This is a genomic window from Janthinobacterium sp. JF4 (assembly GCF_059617925.1).
The window spans coordinates 46,551-61,039 of record NZ_JCAQAV010000010.1 but is presented as its reverse complement, the minus strand read 5'-3'; the positions used below and the strand labels follow the sequence as shown (position 1 = coordinate 61,039).

Sequence of the window (14,489 nt, the reverse complement as noted above, 5' to 3'; positions counted from 1 at the left end):
ATGGCTAGTTCCCCCATCGCCGCCTTGTCCATCCGCGAACGGCTCGGCAGCGCCAAGATCGCCGTGCTCGCGCCGCAACGCGCGGCGGCCATCGACAACCACGGCTACCGCGGTCTCAAGCGGCGCATCCATGGCCTGCTGCTCGAACGGGTCGACCTGGAAAGCATGCAGCGCCTGTCGCAGGAGCGTATCCGCGACGAATTGCGCGGCCTGGTCGAGCGCCTGCTGGACGAAGAGGCGGTGGTCATCAACGACGCCGAGCGCAAGAGCCTGACGCGCGACATCCAGCACGAGATGCTGGGTTTCGGGCCGCTCGAAACGCTGCTCGCCGATGCCGGCGTGTCGGACATCCTGGTCAACGGCCACAAGCAGGTGTATGTGGAGCGCGGCGGGCGCCTGGAGCTGACCGACGTCAGCTTCGACGATGACGCCCACCTGATGAAGATCATCGACAAGATCGTCTCGCGCGTGGGCCGCCGCATCGATGAATCGAGCCCCATGGTCGATGCGCGCCTGCCCGACGGTTCGCGCGTCAACGCCATCATCCCGCCGCTGGCCATCGACGGCCCCGTGATGTCGATCCGGCGTTTCTCCGTCGATCCGCTGCGCCTGGCCGACCTGGTCGCCTACCACAGCATGACGGCCGAGATGGCCGAGGTGCTGCAGGGCCTGGGCAAGGCGAAGATGAATATCCTCATTTCCGGCGGCACGGGCAGTGGCAAGACCACCATGCTCAACGTGCTGTCCGGCTTTATCGGCCAGACCGAACGCATCGTCACGGTGGAAGACGCGGCCGAGCTGCAATTGCAGCAGCCGCACGTGGTGCGCCTGGAAACGCGGCCCGCGAATATCGAAGGCAAGGGGGAGGTGAGCCAGCGCGCGCTGGTGCGCAATGCCCTGCGCATGCGCCCCGACCGCATCATCCTGGGCGAGGTGCGCGGCGCCGAGGCGCTCGACATGCTGGGCGCGATGAACACGGGCCATGAAGGCTCGATGGCCACCATCCATGCCAACACGCCGCGCGACGCCATCACGCGGCTGGAGAACATGATCAGCATGGCGGCCGCCAACCTGCCCAGCAAGGCCATCCGGCAGCAGATCAGCTCGGCCGTTTCGGTGGTGGTGCAAGTGTCGCGCCTGATCGACGGCAAGCGCAAGGTCACCTCGATCCAGGAAATCACGGGCATGGAAGGGGAGGTCATCACGATGCAGGAAATCTTCAGTTTCCGGCAGACGGGCGTGGCCGAGGGCGGCGCGGTGGTCGGGCATTTCTCGGCCAGCGGCATCCGCCCGCGCTTCCTCGAGCGCCTGAACAGCTTTGGCATCGGCGTGTCGGCCGCCCTGTTCGAACCCATCGCGGCGGGGCGCTGATCCGCCATGCTTTCCTACCTCGTCTATCTTTTCACCTTCCTGGCCGTGCTGTTGCTGGCCGGCGCCTGGCTGGCGTGGCAGGCGGCACGGGGGCCGGGCGCGGCGCGGGTGGCGCGACGCCTGCAAGCCATGTACACGGCCAGCGATGGCGAACAGGCGCAGTCGATCACCAAGCAGCGCCCGCTGAGCACCCATGCCTTCCTGCAAGGCGTGCTGGAAGGCTTGCCCGGCGCGCGGCGTCTCGATCAGCTGCTGCTGCAGGCGGGCATGCGCTGGCTGGTGGCCGGCTTCCTCGGCTATTGCGCACTTGGCGGGACGGCCGGCCTGCTGCTGGCCGGCGCGCTGCCGCTGCCATGGTATGTGCGCCTGGGTCTGAGCGTGAGCGGCGCCGCGCTGCCGTATCTGCTGGTGCGCCGCGCCAGGAGCCGGCGGCTGGCGCGCATCGAGCAGCAACTGCCGGACGCGCTCGACCTGATGGGCCGCGCCATGCGCGCCGGCCATGCCTTTCCCACCGCGTTGAAAATGGTGGGCGAGGAAATGACGGGACCGCTGGCCGAAGAGTTTCGCGCCGTGTTCGACGAAGTCAGTTTCGGCGTCGCCATGGCCGATGCGCTGGGCAACCTGGCCGCGCGCGTGCCCAGCACGGACTTGCGCTATTTCGTCATCGCCGTGCTGATCCAGCGCGAAACGGGCGGCAACCTGACTGAATTGCTGAGCAGCATCAGCGCCATCATCCGCGACCGCCTGAAATTGCTGGGCCAGGTGCGCGTGCTGTCGGCCGAAGGGCGCATGTCGGCCTGGGTCCTGGGCCTGCTGCCGTTTGGCGCGGCGCTGATGATGCACTGGATGAATCCGCAGTTCATTGCCGTGCTGTACACGGATGCGGGCGGGCGCAAGATGGTCGCCGTATCGCTGGGCTTGCTGATGCTGGGCGTGCTGTGCATCAGAAAAATCATCAACATCCGGGTGTGACATGAAAGAACCGACATGATGAGCAGCATGAGTGCGGCGCAGTTGGCTTTGCTGGGCCTGCTGTTCCTGATCGTTTTCGCGCTGGCCCTGCTGGTGTTGCGCCTGTGCGCCGGCAGCGCGGTGCAGGAGCGGCTGCGGGCGCTCGGCGATGCCGGCGCCGCCGGCGACCGGCATCGCCATGCCAGGCGGCGCTGGCTGGCGCGCGCCGTCAGCCTGACGCGCCCGCTGGCCAGGCTGTCGCTGCCGGACGAGGGCTGGGAAAGTTCGCCCATCCGCCGCCGCTTCGTGCATGCCGGCTGGCGCAGCCAGGCCGCGCCCGCCCTGTTTTACGCGGCCAAGACGGGCCTGTTCGCGGGCTTGCCGCTGCTCGTGTATTTCCTGCTGCGCCAGGGCGGGCACAATATGCTGTTGTGGCTGGTCGCGGCGGCGGCCCTCGGCTATTACCTGCCGAATGTCTGGCTGTCGCACTGCCTGAAACAGCGTCAGCGCGAAGTGTTCGAGACCTTTCCCGATGCGCTGGACCTGATGACGGTGTGCGTCGAAGCGGGGCTGGCGATGGATGCCGCACTGGCGCGCGTGGCGCAGGAAATCGGCCTGAAAAGCGCGGTCCTGGCCGAAGAGCTGCAACTGGTGACCTTGGAGCTGCGCGCCGGCAGCGCCAAGGACAAGGCCCTGCGCAACCTGGCCCTGCGCACCGGTGTGGAAGATGTGGACGCGCTGGTGACCCTGCTGATCCAGGCCGAGCGCTTCGGCACGAGCATCGCCGCGTCGCTGCGCGTGCAGTCCGACCAGCTGCGCACCAGGCGGCGCCAGCGCGCCGAGGAAACGGCGGCAAGGATCGCCCTCAAGCTGCTGTTTCCGCTGATCTTTTTCATCTTCCCCTCGCTGATGGTGGTGCTGATGGGGCCGGCGTTCCTGCAGATTTACCGCGTGCTGCTGCCGGCCATGCGCGGCAGCTGAGGGCCGGGCGGGAGCAAAAAAAAGCTGCCGGAGTCGCCTCCGGCAGCTTTTTTACGTCAGCCCTTGCCTGGCAATCAGGCGAATGGCGTCAAGAGGGTGATCATCTGGCCAAAGATCTTCGGGCTGGCGGCGATGACGTCGCCCTTGTACAGGTAGTCCGATTCGCCGGAAAATTCACCGACGATGCCGCCCGATTCCGTGATCATCAGGGCGCCGGCAGCGATATCCCAGGGCTTCAAGCCTTTTTCGTAGAAGCCGTCCAGGCGGCCGCAGGCGACGTAGGCCAGGTCCAGCGCGGCCGAGCCGGCGCGGCGCACGCCCTGGCTGCGTTCGCCCATGATCGCGTACATCTTCAGGTATTCGTCCAGCGCGCGGGCGCTGCCGGCCACGTAGCCGGTGCCCAGCAGGGCGTTCGAGATGCGATCGAGCTTGGTGACGCGGATGCGTTTTTCGTTCAGGTAGGCGCCGGCGCCCTTGGTGGCCGTAAACAGGTCATTGCGTACCGGGTCGTAGATGACGGCTTGCGTGACGACGCCGCGATGCGCGAGGGCGATCGAGATGCAGTATTGCGGGAAGCCGTGGATAAAGTTGGTGGTGCCATCGATCGGGTCGATGATCCACTGATATTCATTCTCGTCGTGCGAGTTGGCGGAAGCGCCCGATTCCTCAGCCAGGAACGCGTGGTCCGGGTAGGCTTTGGACAGCACCTCGATGATGGCTTGTTCGGCCGCCTGGTCGACGTCGGTGACGAAATCGTTATGTTGTTTTTCCGTGACGACGACGCGGTCGAGGTCAAAAGAGGCGCGATTGATGACGGCGGCGCCGCGGCGGGCGGCTTTGATCGCCGTGTTGAGCATTGGGTGCATGTGAGCTTCCGTTAAAAGCACGCGACCGCCCATGGCCGCCTTGCGGCGCCGGTACGATAGAGTGCAAGAATGAATTAAAGAGCGGAGCGGTGCCGAAGTGGTTAAAATCCCGGCCTGGCGTCAGCGTTGTGTGACTCCGTTTCCCGAAATTTCCTGTATCGATACCGCGCAATAGCGCTATTTTAAATGAATCTGCCTGAAATCAACACGTCTCTTTTCAAACGCCTGCGATTTATTCTTGTCGAAACTAGTCGTCCTGGCAACATTGGCGGCGTCGCGCGCGCCATGAAAACGATGGGTTTTTCCGATCTGGTGCTGGTCAACCCCCGCTTTCCCGAGGCCTTGACGGATGCGGAAGCGGTGGCCTTCGCCAGCGGCGCGCAGGATATTCTGTCCGGCGCGCGCATCGTCGGCTCGATCGCCGAGGCGCTCGAAGGCTGCAATTACGCGGCGGCCGTCTCGGCCAGGTTGCGCGAATTCTCGCCGCCCGTCACGGCCCCGCGCGCCATCGCCGCCCAGCTGGCCGCCGGCGAAGACTTGCACGCAGCCGTCATCTTCGGCAACGAGCGCTTCGGCTTGCCCAACGAAATCGTCGAGCAGTGCAATGTGCTGATCAACATTCCCGCCAATCCCGCGTATTCCTCGCTGAACCTGTCGCAGGCGGCGCAGGTCGTCGCCTATGAATGCCGCGTGGCGGCCCTCGGCGATGAACAGGTCGCCAGTCCCGTCGGTTTCCACGGCGACGCGGCCAGCCTGGCGCAGGTCGACGGCATGTATGCGCATTTGCAAGAGGCGCTGGTCGCCATCGATTTCCTCGACGCCGACAACCCGAAAAAGCTCATGCCAAGGCTGAAACGCCTGTTTTCGCGCACGGGGCTGGAGACGGAGGAAGTCAATATCCTGCGCGGCATCGCCCGGCATATCCTGGCGATGAGCAAAAAAGGCCCATGATAGAGACCCGGCTGCTGCGCCAGTTCATCGCCGTCGCCGAGGAACTCAATTTCCGCCGCGCGGCCGAGCGGCTGCACATGGCGCAGCCGCCGTTGTCGCAGGCGATATTGCGGCTGGAAGAAGCGCTTGGCTACCCCGTCTTCGAGCGCACGAACCGCAAGGTCAGCTTGACGCCGGCCGGCACGGCTTTCCTGGTCACGGCGCGCCAGGTGCTGGCCAGCCTGGAAGAGGGCGTGGCGGCCACGCGCCGCGTGGCACAGGGCATCGAGGGCCACTTGCGCCTGAGTTTCATCCACATCACGCCGTATGCCCACGTATTGAATGCCTTGCGCGCGTTTCGCGCCGCCTCGCCCGCCGTGCAATTCACCTTGCGCGAAGCATCGACGCAGCAGCAAGTCGAGTGGCTGGAAAAAGGCGAAGTCGATGTCGCCCTGCTGCGCGCGCCCGGCCGCAGCACGCCGGGCTTGTGCTTCGAGCGCCTGTCCGGCGAAGACATCATCGTGGCGTTGCCGTTGAACCACCGCTATGCGAACCAGGCGCGCGTGAACCTGGCGGACCTGGCCAGCGACGATTTCGTCGCTTCGCCGCGCGACCTGGGCCAGGGTTTCCACGACCAGCTGGCCAGCCTGTGCCTGCACGCGGGCTTCGTGCCGAATGTGGCGCAGCTGGCGCGCCGCTTGCAAACGGTGCTGGGACTGGTGGCGGCCGGTTTTGGTACCGCCCTGCTGCCGGCCAGCTTGGCGGCGTCCATGCCGGCGGGCGTGGTCATGCTGCCGCTGCACGGCGATGCGCCCGAGGCGCTGCGCCAGCTTGACCTGTACATGGCGTGGGATCCACGGCGCACGTCCCCCGTGCGCGAGCGGCTGCTGGCGCAGCTGCGCCTGTCCGCCACTCTTTAAGACGTTCAGCGTCTCGTTTCAAGACAAACAAGATATTTTACAGATGGTGGCCCAGGGGCCAGCATGGCGTTTTTGATTGTCAGGAATTGCCATGTCCACCATGTCCTCGCCCACAGTGCTGCCGTCCGCCACGCTGCCATCTTCCATTTATCTGCTCTCCCTGTGCAGCTTTGCCTTTGGTTTGTGCGAATTCATCGCCGCCGGCCTGTTGACGCCCATGGCGCGCGACTTGCACGCCAGCGTGGCGGCGGCCGGCGGCGCCATTGCCGCGTATGCGCTGGGGGCGGCCATCGGTGCGCCCGTCCTGACGGCCATGCTGGCGCGCCGGTCCACGCGCCAGGTGCTGGTGGCCAGCATGCTCGTGCTGGCGGCCGGCAGCATGGCCATGGCGCAAGCGCCGGCACTGGGCGCGCTGCTTTGTGTGCGCTTTGCCGTCGGTCTCGCGCATGGCGTGTTCATGGCGGTGGCGTCGCATGCGGCCACCAGCCTGGTCGACCCGTCCCGCGCGGGACGGGCCCTGTCCATCGTCTGGCTGGGCCTGACCCTGGCGCTGGCCGGTGGCGTGCCGCTGGGGACGTGGCTGGGCGCCGTCGCGTCGTGGCGCTGGGTGTTTGCGGCCATCGGCGTGCTGGCCCTGTGCGGCGGCGTGGGCCTGCGCTTGGCCATGCCGGCCGCGCGCCAGCGGCTTGCCGCCGCATCGGCCCTTGCCAGCCTGCGCGCCATCCTGCAACCGCCTCTGCTGCTGGCGGCCGGCGTGGCGGCGCTGGTCAGCGTGGCCACCTTCAGTTTTTTCACGTATGTCTCGCCTTTCCTGCTGCAGCTGGGCGGACTCGATGCGGGCTGGCTCAGTGCCGCCATGCTGTGCTTTGGCGCGTGCGCCATCGGCGGCAACCTGCTGGGCGGCTGGTGCGCGGACCGTCCCCACGCGCTGCGCTCCACCGTGCTGGCCCTGGCCGCGCTGGCGCTCAATCTGCTGGGCTTTTATGCGCTGCGGGCCCAGCCCCTGGCCATGCTGGCCCTGTGCGGCACCCTGGGCTTGCTGTTCTTTGCCCTCGTGACCTTGTCGACCATGCGGCTGCTACGCCTGGCGCAACGGCATTGCCCGGGCAGCGACGCCGTGGCGGCGGGCCTGAATATCGCCGCCTTCAATGTGGGCACGGCCTTTGGTGGCGCGCTGGGCGGTGCGCTGATCGTCGCATTCGGCTTGCCCAGCATCGCCATCGGCGGCGCGCTGGCGGCGCTGCTGGCCATGCCGCTGCTGTGGTTTCAGTCGCAAAAACTAGACGCGCCGCTCTAGTTTTTGCGTTCAAACGCCCACTGCCTTTGGCGTACACTGGCCTGCAAAAGGCCGTACAAAACAAGGGGACACATGGGATTGCAACGCAGATCGTTTCTGAAACTGGGCGTGCTCGGCGCCTGTGCGCTGGCCGCCGGCGGCGCCGCGTACCGCCTGGTGCGCGGGCCGGCGCCGCCAGGCCGCTTCGTCCTCGATGGCGCGGCGCGCGCGGCGCTGGCGGCCATCGTGCCGGCCATGCTGGGCGAGGCCATGCCGCCGCCGCAAGCGGCTGCGCGGGCGGCGGCGCTCGATGGCGCCATCGCCGGCGTGGACACGGCCATCCGTGGCTTGCCCCTGGCCGCGCAGCAGGAAGTGCAGGACCTGTTCGGCCTGCTGGCGCTGGCGCCCGCGCGGCGCTTCGTCGCCGGCGTGCATGGCGGCTGGCGCGAAGCGGATCCTGCGCAGGTGGCCGCCTTTCTGCAAGCGTGGCGCACGCACCGCCTGGCGACACTGCAGACGGCCTACCTGGCCCTGCACGACCTGATCCTCGGCGCCTGGTATGCCGATGCCGCCCACTGGGCCGCCATCGGCTATCCGGGGCCGATGCCCGAACTGAGTACATAAGGCCACCATGAGCACCTCCTCCATTCTTGACCCCATCGCCACCGGCGTGGCCAGCGGCTGGAACGTCACCGACGCCAGCACCCTGAGCATCGACCGCAGCTTCGAGGCCGATGTCGTCGTCATCGGCAGCGGCGCCGGCGGCGGCGTGACGGCGGAAATCCTCGCGCTGGCCGGCCTGAAAGTGCTGATCGTCGAGGAGGGCGGCTTGAAGTCCTCCAAAGACTTCAAGATGCGCGAAGCGGACGCTTATCCCGCGCTGTACCAGGAATCGGCCGCGCGCAAGACGCGCGACAAGGCCATCAACATCCTGCAGGGGCGCACGGTGGGCGGTTCGACCACCGTCAACTGGACCTCGAGCTTTCGCACGCCGCCCGGCACCCTGGAATACTGGCGCCAGCATTTTGGCTTGTCCGGCTATGCCGTCGATGCCATGGCGCCGTGGTTCGCCATGATGGAAAAGCGCCTGCACGTGAGCGACTGGGCCGCGCCGCCCAACGAAAACAACGACTTGTTGCGCCGCGGCGCTGCGGCGCTGGGCATCCCCACGGCCGCCATCCGGCGCAACGTGAACGGCTGCTGGAACCTCGGCTACTGCGGCATGGGCTGCCCGACCAACGCCAAGCAGTCGATGCTGGTGACGACGATCCCGTCGGCGCTGGCGCTGGGCGCGGGCCTGCTCGTGCATGCGCGCGCCCAGCGTTTCATCTTCCAGGGCGAGCGCATCGACAGCCTGCAGGTGACGGCGCTGGACGCCGCCGGGCAAGTACCGACGGGCGTGCGCCTCACCTTGCGCGCCAAACACTTTGTGCTGGCCGGCGGCGCCATCAATTCGCCCGCGCTGCTGCTGCGCTCGCAGGCGCCCGACCCGCACGGCTTGCTGGGACGGCGCACCTTTCTGCATCCGACGGTGATTTCGGCCGGCCTGTTCCCCCAGCGCGTCGACGCCTATGCGGGCGCGCCGCAGACGATTTATTCCGACCATTTCCTGCACACGGCGCCCATCGATGGCCCCATCGGCTACAAGCTCGAAGCACCGCCTTTGCACCCGCTGCTGATGGCCACCACCATGGGCGGCTTCGGCGATGAGCATGCGCGCACCATGCGCCAATTCCCCCATGTGCATGGCTTGCTGGCGTTGCTGCGCGACGGCTTTCACCATGAGGCGGCGGGCGGCAGCGTATCCATCGACAGCTTTGGCGCACCCGTGCTCGACTATCCGCTCACGCCTTTCATCTGGGATGGCGTGCGGCGCGCGCTGCTGTCGATGGCGGAAATCCAGTTCGCGGCCGGCGCGAAAAGCGTGTATCCCGTGCACGAGATGGCCAGCCACTACGCGAGCTGGGCGCAGGCGAAGCAGGCCATCGGCGATTTGCCGATGAAGGCGCTGCTGGCGCGCGTGGTGTCCGCGCACGTGATGGGCGGCTGCGCCATGTCGGACGATGCGCGCCTGGGCGTGACGGGGGCCGATGGCCGCTACCACGGCGTGCGCAACCTGTCGGTGCACGACGGCTCGCTGTTGCCCACCTCGATCGGCGCCAATCCGCAACTGACGCTGTATGCGCTGGCCGCGCGCCTGGCCAGCAGCCTGGCGCAGCAGTTGACGGGCAAGCCGGCCCCCGTGCCCGCCCCGGCCACTGCATGATCGCGCGCATCCTCAAGTGGCTGATGCTGCTGCAGGTGCTGGCCGTGCTGGGCGTGGCGTACCTGGCGATGCAGGCGTGGGGCGTCGCCTCGCCGGTGCTGGCCCTGCTGCTGGCGGTCGCCATGCTGCTGGCCGTGCGCGCGCTGATCGTGGCGCGCAATTTCTGGCAGAGCCGGCGCCTGGGCAGCCCCGTGCCACAGGAATATCAATTGGGTGCCAGGGGCGCCGCGCGCCTGTTTTTCGGCGAACTGCGCGCCACCTTGTGGACGTCGTCGTGGGGCATGCTGCGGCCGCGCCTGGCTGCGCTGGACGCCAGCGCGCCGGGGCGGGCACTCCCCGTGCTGCTGATCCACGGCTATGTGTGCAATCGCGGCTACTGGACAAAGCTGAGCCGGCAGCTGGCGCGGGCCGGCATCGCGCATGACGCTGTCGACCTGGAACCGATAGTCGCCGATATCGAGGAGTTCGTGCCGCAGGTCGAGCAGGCCATCGAGGCGCTGTGCGCCCGCACGGGCAGCGAGCGCGTGATTCTCGTCGCCCACAGCATGGGCGGCCTGGTGGCGCGCGCTTGGCTGCGCCGGTATGGCGCGCAGCGTGTCGCCCGCATCATCACCATCGGCACGCCGCACAACGGCACGGCGCTGGCCAATCTGGCGGCGGGCGCGAATGCCCGGCAGATGAGCCGTATCGATGGCGCACCAAGCGCCTGGCTGGCGCAGCTGGCCGCCAGCGAGACGCCGGAAACGCGCGCCCTGATCACATCGATGTACTCGCATCACGACAATATCGTCGCGCCGCAATCGTCCGCCCAGCTGCCCGGCGCGCGCAATCTTGCCTTCGGCGGCATCGGCCACGTGGCGCTGGCCAGCGATGCGCGCGTGCTGCGCCAGCTGTTGGAAGAAATCACTATCAAGAACGAAGTCGCCCAGCCCCCTTCCGCCGTCCATTGCGCCTGAGCCCTGTTGTGTTTTGTCTGCATGGCAAGACTGTCTGTTTTGACTCTGCTGTTGCCCCTGTTTAACAGCGCAAGGGGCAGAAAATGCTGTTTTCCACCGGCGTACTGTATTAAGCTAACGTCAGAAGGCAGTTGGCGGAAATTTGTTCCTGAGGCCGCTTGCACCGTTCCGCAGGCATCGAGCGGGCAGCTATTTCTCAGGAAGTGTGGCAAGATGTTGTAGGATTGTTATGTGGTCCGCACAAACGGAAAATCGAACGCAGGCAGAAAATGAGTCCATGCAGTTTTTATTGGGGGCGCTAATTGTCCGCACGTATCCTGATTATCGAAGATAACGCCACCAATATGGAATTGATGGTGTATTTGCTGCGCGCCTTCGGGTACACGCCGCTGGCCGCCTATGACGGCGAAGAGGGCGTGCGCATGGCGCGCAGCGAATTGCCGGACTTGATCATTTGCGACGTGCATTTGCCCAAGCTCGATGGCTATGGCGTGGTGGCGGAGCTGAAGAAAGACCCGCAGCTGCGCAATATCCCGGCACTGGCCGTGACGGCGCTGGCCATGGTGGGCGACCGCGAACGCCTGCTCGAAGCGGGCTTCAATGGCTACATCGGCAAGCCGATCGAGCCCGACCTGTTCGTCGCGGAGCTGGAGTCTTTTTTACCCGGGGCGCCGTCGACGCCAGTTAAAAACGACATAGCCACGATATTGATCGTTGACGATCATGTGCTGAACCGCGAGTTCCTGACCGCGCTGCTGGGCTACGGCGGCCACCGCCTGCTGGAGGCGGCGAATGGCGCCGACGCGCTGGAAATCCTGCGCACTGAGCGGCCGGACCTGATCATTTCCGACATCCTCATGCCGAACATGGATGGCTACGAATTCGTCACGCGCGTGCATGCCGATCCCGCGCTGACCGACGTGCCCATCATCTTTTACACGGCCACCTACCGCGAGCAGGAAGCGATCTTGCTGGCGCAGGCGTGCGGCGTGCGCTGGGTGCTGCCCAAACCGTCCGACCCCGAGGTCATCGTGCGCACCGTCAACGAGGCGCTGGGACTGATGCCGGCGGCGGCCCAGGTGCCGGCGCAGCCGGATGCGGGCGGCAATGTGGTGCCTCCCGCCGCAGGCAAGCTGGCCGGCATCGAGCACCAGGTCAGCGGCTACCTCGATGAACTCGAATCGAGCAGCCAGCAGATTTCGCAACTGGCCAGCCAGCGCGAGGGCCATGCCGCCATGCCCGAAGACCTGGGCATCATGACGGAGCGACTGTCGCGCTCGCTGTCGAGCCTGCAGGCGGTGAGCCTGCGCCTGACGGCCCTGATCGAACTGGGCATCGAGCTGGGCGCCGAACGCGATCCGCGCGCCCTGATCGAGGCTGGCTGCAAGGTGGCGCAGAATATCTGCGTCTCCAAGTATGCCTGCATCGGCGTGCTGGAAGAGGGCGCCGAAAAGCTCAGCTATTTTTCCTCGTGCGGCGCCGAGAAAAACCTCGAGCGCATCGCCAGCGCGCCGCGCACGGGCATCCTGAACCGCTTGCTGGAACAGCGCCAGCCCTACCGTATCAATGGCTTGAAGGGCGACCCCGGCGCGCTGGGCTTGCCGGATACGCACCCGCCCGTGCATTCCTTCCTGGGCGTGGCCATCGCGTCGCGCGAACGCAGCCACGGCTGGCTCTACCTGGTGGACAAACTGGGGGCGAATGAATTTTCCGAAGTCGACGAGCGCGTCGCCGCCACGGTGGCGGCGCAGATCGCCGTCGCCTACGACAACCTGCTGCTGTACGACGAGATCAAGCGCCACCACGAGCAGCTGACCCTGGACATGGCGGCGCGCATCCGCCTCGATGAAGACTTGCGCCGCTTCCGCCTGGCCATGGACGCCACGGCCGACGCGATTTTCCTCGTCGACCGCGCCGGCATGTGCTTCGTCGACGTCAACCAGACGGCTTGCCGCATGCTCGGTTTCGAGCGCGAGGATTTCCTGCGCGTGGGGCCGGGCCGCGCGCACGAGGGCGAATCCCAGCTGGAAGAGCTGTACAACAAGCTGCTGGCGGGCGACCAGGGAGGCCCGATGACGGAATTGCAGCTGCAGCGCAAGGACGGTTCGCCGCTGTCGGTGGAAGTGCAGCGGCGCACCCTGCGCTCGGGGCAGAGCTGGATCCTGGTGGCCGTGGCGCGCGACATCACCGAACGCAAGGATGCCGAGCAGCGCCTGATGAAGCTGGCCCATTTCGATACTTTGACGGGCTTGCCGAACCGCAGCCAGTTCTATGCCTCGCTGACCCATTCGCTGGCCCAGGCGGCCGAGCACCAGTGGGCCGTGGCCGTGCTGTTCATGGATATCGACCGCTTCAAGAATATCAACGACACCCTGGGCCACACCATCGGCGACGACCTGTTGCGCCAGTTTTCCAGCCGCCTGGTCGATTGCCTGCGCGTGCGCGATACCATCGGCCGCTTTGGCGGCGATGAATTTGCCACCATCCTGGTGCTGCCCGATGGCGTCCAGCATGCCGTGGGCGTGGTCGACAAGATCCGCGAGGCGATGCGCAAGCCCTTCGACTTGCAGGGCCACGAGGTGACGGTGACGGTCAGCATCGGCATCTCCGTGTATCCCGACGATGGCGTCGATGCGGACACCCTGATTCAATATGCCGACACGGCCATGTACCGCGCCAAGGAAGCGGGCCGTGACGCCTTCCGCTTCTTCACGGCGGAAATGAATGCGCAGTCGATGGCGCGGCTGGACATGGAAAACGCCCTGCGGCGCGCCATCGACAACGAGGAATTCGTGCTGTTCTTCCAGCCCAAGGTGAATATCATCTCGGGGCGCATCAGCGGCGCCGAGGCGCTGATACGCTGGCGCCGTCCCGGCCACGGCATGGTGTCGCCGGCCCTGTTCATCCCCCTGCTGGAAGAGACGGGCCTGATCGTGCGCGTCGGTAACTGGGTGCTCGACGAAGCGTGCAAGAAGATCAGCGAGTGGGGCGCCAGCAGTATCGGGCCCGTGCACCTGTCGGTCAACGTCTCGGGCATCCAGTTTTTCGTCGGCGGCCTGGAGGAAGAAGTGCTCAAGGCGATCCGCAAATACGATATCGCGCCCGAGCTGCTGGAGCTGGAGCTGACGGAAAGCTCGCTCATGTCGAACGCCGAGGAAACCATCGCCGTGCTGCGCAACCTGAAGGCGCTGGGCATCCAGATTTCCATCGACGATTTCGGCACCGGCTATTCCAGCCTGGCCTACCTGAAGCGCTTCCCCATCGACAAGCTGAAGATCGACATCGCCTTCGTGCGCGAAGTGACCAGCAATCCGGATGACGCGGCCATCGTGCTGGCCATCATCAGCATGGCGCACAGCATGAAGCTGGACGTGATCGCCGAGGGCGTGGAAAACGATGCGCAGCTGGCCTATCTGCGCCGCCACGGCTGCGACGAGATGCAGGGTTATTACTTCAGCCGTCCCGTGCCGCACGAGGAATTCGAGCAGATGCTGATGGGTGGCAAGCTGCTGCAGGCGCCGCAGGATGCCGGTGGCGACGAGCAGCAAACCTTGCTGATCGTCGACGACGATGTCTTCATGCTCGATGTGCTCAGCGACTTCCTGGCGCAGGACGGTTACCGCATCCTCACGGCGCAGACGGCCGCCGAAGGCTTTGACATCCTGGCGCGCCACAAGGTGCAGGTGATCCTGTGCGACCAATGCATGCCGCTCATGAGCGGCACCGAATTCATGGAACGGGTCAAGCACCTGTGTCCCGACACCTTCCGCATCATGCTGTCGGCCTTTGCCGACCTGACGCCCATCATGGCGGCCATCAACCGTGGCGCTGTCGACCGCTTCTACACCAAGCCGTGGAAAGGCGCCGTGCTGCGCGAAAATATCCGCGAAGGCTTCCGCCTGCACAAGCTGCTGCATGGCCAGGTGAAGGCGGCGGCCTAGGCGCTAGCCGCGCCGCGCAACTGGCCGCTAC

At 66.2% G+C, this 14,489-nt stretch carries 11 protein-coding genes; 10 read left to right on the top strand and 1 reads right to left on the bottom strand.

Features of this window, described 5'->3' with window-relative positions:
- Positions 1-24: 24 nt before the first annotated feature.
- Genes AC54AF_RS10975 through AC54AF_RS10965 form a run of 3 tightly spaced genes read left to right on the top strand, consistent with a single transcriptional unit; the run spans position 25 to position 3,303 of the window.
- Positions 25-1,371, top strand: coding sequence for a TadA family conjugal transfer-associated ATPase (locus AC54AF_RS10975; protein WP_496636627.1), 1,347 nt, complete (start codon positions 25-27; stop codon positions 1,369-1,371).
- Positions 1,372-1,377: 6 nt separating this feature from the next.
- Positions 1,378-2,343, top strand: a complete 966-nt coding sequence (locus AC54AF_RS10970) for a type II secretion system F family protein (protein WP_496636573.1) — start codon at positions 1,378-1,380, stop codon at positions 2,341-2,343.
- A gap of 18 nt (positions 2,344-2,361) precedes the next feature.
- Positions 2,362-3,303 (top strand): type II secretion system F family protein, encoded by a 942-nt coding sequence (locus tag AC54AF_RS10965; protein ID WP_496636626.1) that lies wholly within the window; start codon positions 2,362-2,364, stop codon positions 3,301-3,303.
- Positions 3,304-3,377: 74 nt separating this feature from the next.
- Here AC54AF_RS10965 and AC54AF_RS10960 read toward each other — a convergent pair whose 3' ends face one another.
- Entirely contained in the window at positions 3,378-4,160 is a 783-nt protein-coding gene (locus AC54AF_RS10960; RefSeq protein WP_035826389.1) for an inositol monophosphatase family protein, read from the bottom strand.
- 195 nt (positions 4,161-4,355) lie between these two features.
- Between AC54AF_RS10960 and AC54AF_RS10955 the strand changes: the two genes are divergently transcribed.
- From AC54AF_RS10955 to AC54AF_RS10925, 7 genes are all read left to right on the top strand, one after another.
- Positions 4,356-5,120, top strand: coding sequence for a TrmJ/YjtD family RNA methyltransferase (locus AC54AF_RS10955; protein WP_131690027.1), 765 nt, complete (start codon positions 4,356-4,358; stop codon positions 5,118-5,120).
- Complete coding sequence (locus AC54AF_RS10950) at positions 5,117-6,019, top strand: LysR substrate-binding domain-containing protein (RefSeq protein WP_496636572.1); 903 nt, start codon at positions 5,117-5,119, stop codon at positions 6,017-6,019. Before AC54AF_RS10955 ends, AC54AF_RS10950 begins: the two co-directional genes overlap by 4 nt.
- 91 nt (positions 6,020-6,110) lie before the next feature.
- Positions 6,111-7,316 carry an MFS transporter gene (locus AC54AF_RS10945; RefSeq protein ID WP_496636571.1) on the top strand — a complete coding sequence of 402 codons (1,206 nt, stop codon included), beginning with the start codon at positions 6,111-6,113 and terminating at the stop codon, positions 7,314-7,316.
- Positions 7,317-7,388: 72 nt separating this feature from the next.
- The gene (locus AC54AF_RS10940) at positions 7,389-7,919 is read left to right on the top strand and encodes a hypothetical protein (protein ID WP_496636570.1); all 531 of its coding nucleotides are present in this window, start codon (positions 7,389-7,391) and stop codon (positions 7,917-7,919) included.
- 7 nt (positions 7,920-7,926) lie between these two features.
- Entirely contained in the window at positions 7,927-9,561 is a 1,635-nt protein-coding gene (locus AC54AF_RS10935) for a GMC family oxidoreductase (protein ID WP_496636569.1), read from the top strand.
- Positions 9,558-10,517, top strand: a complete 960-nt coding sequence (locus AC54AF_RS10930) for an alpha/beta hydrolase (protein WP_496636568.1) — start codon at positions 9,558-9,560, stop codon at positions 10,515-10,517. The genes AC54AF_RS10935 and AC54AF_RS10930 overlap by 4 nt, the downstream gene beginning before the upstream one ends.
- Positions 10,518-10,819: 302 nt before the next feature.
- The gene (locus AC54AF_RS10925; protein WP_496636567.1) at positions 10,820-14,458 is read left to right on the top strand and encodes an EAL domain-containing protein; all 3,639 of its coding nucleotides are present in this window, start codon (positions 10,820-10,822) and stop codon (positions 14,456-14,458) included.
- Positions 14,459-14,489: the final 31 nt, after the last annotated feature.

Coding starts and splice junctions, on each gene's coding strand:
- AC54AF_RS10955 (WP_131690027.1), top strand. CDS start 4,356: ATGAATCTGCCTGAAATCAACACGTCTCTTTTCAAACGCCTGCGATTT.
- AC54AF_RS10935 (WP_496636569.1), top strand. CDS start 7,927: ATGAGCACCTCCTCCATTCTTGACCCCATCGCCACCGGCGTGGCCAGC.
- AC54AF_RS10930 (WP_496636568.1), top strand. CDS start 9,558: ATGATCGCGCGCATCCTCAAGTGGCTGATGCTGCTGCAGGTGCTGGCC.
- AC54AF_RS10970 (WP_496636573.1), top strand. CDS start 1,378: ATGCTTTCCTACCTCGTCTATCTTTTCACCTTCCTGGCCGTGCTGTTG.
- AC54AF_RS10965 (WP_496636626.1), top strand. CDS start 2,362: ATGAGCAGCATGAGTGCGGCGCAGTTGGCTTTGCTGGGCCTGCTGTTC.
- AC54AF_RS10960 (WP_035826389.1), bottom strand. CDS start 4,160: ATGCTCAACACGGCGATCAAAGCCGCCCGCCGCGGCGCCGCCGTCATC.
- AC54AF_RS10940 (WP_496636570.1), top strand. CDS start 7,389: ATGGGATTGCAACGCAGATCGTTTCTGAAACTGGGCGTGCTCGGCGCC.
- AC54AF_RS10950 (WP_496636572.1), top strand. CDS start 5,117: ATGATAGAGACCCGGCTGCTGCGCCAGTTCATCGCCGTCGCCGAGGAA.
- AC54AF_RS10945 (WP_496636571.1), top strand. CDS start 6,111: ATGTCCACCATGTCCTCGCCCACAGTGCTGCCGTCCGCCACGCTGCCA.